The 3303-nt window shown below is 67.4% G+C and carries 2 protein-coding genes and 1 pseudogene; all 3 read right to left on the bottom strand.

Features of this window, described 5'->3' with window-relative positions; genetic code table 11:
- Positions 1-346, bottom strand: a pseudogene (locus ACWELQ_RS41785) (DEAD/DEAH box helicase); the annotation flags it as partial.
- A gap of 238 nt (positions 347-584) precedes the next feature.
- Complete coding sequence (locus tag ACWELQ_RS41790) at positions 585-779, bottom strand: DUF7455 domain-containing protein (protein WP_040809921.1); 195 nt, start codon at positions 777-779, stop codon at positions 585-587.
- 485 nt (positions 780-1264) lie between these two features.
- Entirely contained in the window at positions 1265-3088 is a 1824-nt protein-coding gene (locus ACWELQ_RS41795; RefSeq protein ID WP_452402522.1) for an acyl-CoA dehydrogenase, read from the bottom strand.
- Positions 3089-3303: the final 215 nt, after the last annotated feature.

The raw sequence follows: 3303 nt of genomic DNA on the forward strand, positions 1-3303 counted from the left end.
CCCGCAGCGCGCGACCCGCCGACACGACGGCGGTCCCGGCGGCGTTCGGAACCGCGTGCGCGGCGGTCGGCAGATGCCGCGCCTCGACGTCCGTCTCGAGGGCCCGCCGGAGCAGATGTATCGATTCACCGGGATTCTCGATAGCAAGAGTGCATAACCGTTCCGGTTCCACCAGAGCGCATTCCACGTCCGTGACGCCGAGACCGTCCCGGCCGGGAACCGCCAGGGCGAGGGTCTCCACCTCGCCCACGTTCTCCGGTGCGCGTCCGGGTGCGTGGCCGTTCCACGTCCAGAGCGCGAGCATGTGTCGATCCTGCAGGTACGTGGCGTGGGAGGTCGGCGACATCCATCCGTTGTACCCGGGCGATCTCGCCGTGCGTACATGACGATCATCGCGTTGCGCGAGGTCGAGACGACGTGTCTTCGGCCACTTCCCGACGACGGCAACAGCCCGTACACGACAACAGCGGGCGACCTGTTGGTCGCCCGCTGCCGGGTTTTCTGTTGGGAAGATTCAATTGTCGAGCGGGCTCCTCGAAGGTTGTGCGACTCCCGAAGAGAGTCCCTCCGAGTTGGAGGAGCTGTTAAAGCGCCGGTGCCGACTCCGTGTCGATCACGGCCTCGAGCGCACGGAGACGGTCCATGTGCTCGTTGGCGTGATGCTGGCAGAAGAGCAACTCTCCACCTGCGGGAAGCGTTGCGCGCACGCGCGCAGCTGCCCCGCAGCGGTCGCAACGGTCGACCGCGGTCAGTGGGGTGCTTGTCAGGGTTCCTGGCATGACTCCTCCGTCCTGGCTCCTGGTGCTTGCACACCATTCGCCTGGTGTGGGGGTCCGCGGACCTTACCGCGAACCTCGCTACCGCTACTTCCCAGCAGTGGCTGATGACTACTCTGTCAGACGTTCGGCGGGAGGTCTTTGTTCCCGTTGAGTTTCCCGTGTGTTTTCAGTAACACGACCTGGGATTTCGCTGAAAGCGAACAGGTCCTGGGAATCGGTCGCGGGGGAGTGGTCACCTGCCGTTCGAATGCGCTGATCGAGTTGTCTACCGGGAGACTACCCGCGCCCACCGACGCTCACACTCCGATTGGTTCTTGTGGCCGGAGCGCCAGCAAACCGTAATCAAGGCGGCTGGATCGCGGGCCCGCCCGCGACCGCCGTGACCTCGTCACACCGGCCGTTCGGTATACGGGCGGGGGGTACAGCGGCGCGTCGGCTGTTCGCGGAGCGCGAACAGCCCGCGGGCGCAATTGCGGTGTGCCCGCTCAGAACCAGCTCTCGTCGAGCTCCACGGTGGTGCGGTCGCCGGAGTCGAGCAGATCGAATTGCGGTGTGGTGCGCGGCAGTTCCCAGCGGAAGAAGTACCGGGCCGCCAGCCGCTTGCCCTGAAGGAAGGCGGTGCGGTCGCGGTGCGCCCCGTCCTCGGTGGGGCGGTTGTGCGCGGCCACGGCCTGCTCGAGCCAGATCCAGGCCAGCACCACGTGACCGAACGCCTCCAGATACACCGCCGAATTGGCCAGGGCCGCCACGGGATCGCCGTCGCGCCACAGACCCGCCGTCGTGGCGGTCAGGCGTGTGGAAGCCGCCTCCAGGGCCGTGGCGAACTCCGCGAGTTCGGCGTCGCCGGTGGCGCGGGCGGCGGTGATGGCGGCCGTCATCGTCTCCAGCAGGACGGCCAGGGCCGCGCCGTTGTCCAGGGTGACCTGGCGGCCCAGCAGATCCAGGCTCTGAATGCCGTGCGTGCCTTCGTGAATCGGATTGAGGCGATTGTCGCGGTAATGCTGTTCCACGTCGTAGTCGCGGGTGTAGCCCGCCCCGCCGTGGATCTGGATCGCCAGGTCGTTGGCGGTCAAGCACCACTGGCTCGGCCAGGACTTGGCGATCGGGGTGAGAATCCGCAGCAGGGTGGCGGCGCGATCGCGCGCGGATTCGGTTGCCGCGGTGCGGTGTTCGTCGACGAGTTTGCCGCAGTACAGCGCCAGCGCCAAAGCCCCTTCGGCATAGGACTTCTGGGCCAGCAGCATGCGCCGCACGTCCGGGTGCTCGATGATCGGCACCTGCGCGCCGCCGCGCGCGGAGACCGGACGGCCCTGCGGACGACTGCGGGCGTACTCCAGGGACTTCAGGTAGCCGGTGTAGCCCAGCGCGGTGGAGGCCAGCCCGACGCCGATGCGCGCCTCGTTCATCATGGTGAACATCTGCGCCAGACCGTGATTCGCCTCGCCCACCAGATAGCCGATCGCGCCGGGCTCCCCGCCAGGGGTGAAGTTGCCGTCACCGAAGACGGGCGCGGTGTTGACCGTGCCGCGCCAGCCCATCTTGTGATTGATCCCCGAGAGGACCACATCGTTGTGCACGGTCGCCTTGCCGTCCGCGTCCGGCAGGAACTTGGGGACGACGAACAGCGAGATACCGCGGGTACCTTCCGGCGCGCCCGGAATTCGCGCCAGCACCAGATGGATGATGTTGTCCGACAGTTCGTGGTCGCCGCCGGAGATCCACATCTTGTGCCCGAACAGCCGGTAGGAGCCGTCAGTGGCGGGCACGGCCCGGGTGGTGATGTCGGCCAGGCTGGACCCGGCCTGCGGCTCCGACAGCGCCATGGTGCCGAAGTGCCGCCCGTCGAGCATGGGCCGCACGTAGTCGTCGATCTGCTGCGGGCTGCCGTGCGCGGCAAGCAGATTGGCATTGCCGGTGGTGAGCAGCACGTAGGCGGCGGTGCCGACATTGGCGGCATGGAACCACGACATGCAGGCGGTGTAGACCGAATGCGGCAGCTGCATGCCGCCGATCTCGTAATCCATTGCCGCGCCGATCATCCCGGACTCGGCGAACGCCTTCAGCGCTTTGCCGACCGCGGGGATGATGGTGACGCGCTCGCCGTCGAAGGTCGGCTCGTGCAGATCGTTCTCGCGATTGTGCGGCGCGAAGTAGGTCGTCGCCAGGTCCTGGCACAGCCGCAACACCTGGTCGAAGGTCTCGCGCGAGTGGTCGGCGAAGCGTTCCCGGCCGGTCAGCGCCGTCACGTCCAACCAGTCGTAGAGCAGGAACTCGAGATCACGGGCGGACATGATGACGGACGAATTCATGCTTCCTCGCAGGTTCGGCTACACGGGTCGTACCTGCCGGTCTACCAGATCCCGTCTGTCCGGTTTCGGTCAGCGGGTGCGGACGGGAGCGCGGCCGCGGTGCAGGCGGCCGAAGTGGCCGGGCGATTGGCCCTTCCAGGTGCGGAAGGCCGAGGCGAAGGCCGATACGCTGGCGTATCCGAGCCGGTCGGCGGCCTGTTCGACGGTCAGGCCCG

The organism is Nocardia sp. NPDC004722, from assembly GCF_053601505.1.

What these genes read in the sequence shown, in the direction of transcription:
- ACWELQ_RS41790 (WP_040809921.1), bottom strand. Translation starts at nt 779, where the DNA reads ATGCCAGGAACCCTGACAAGCACCCCACTGACCGCGGTCGACCGTTGC.
- ACWELQ_RS41795 (WP_452402522.1), bottom strand. Translation starts at nt 3,088, where the DNA reads ATGAATTCGTCCGTCATCATGTCCGCCCGTGATCTCGAGTTCCTGCTC.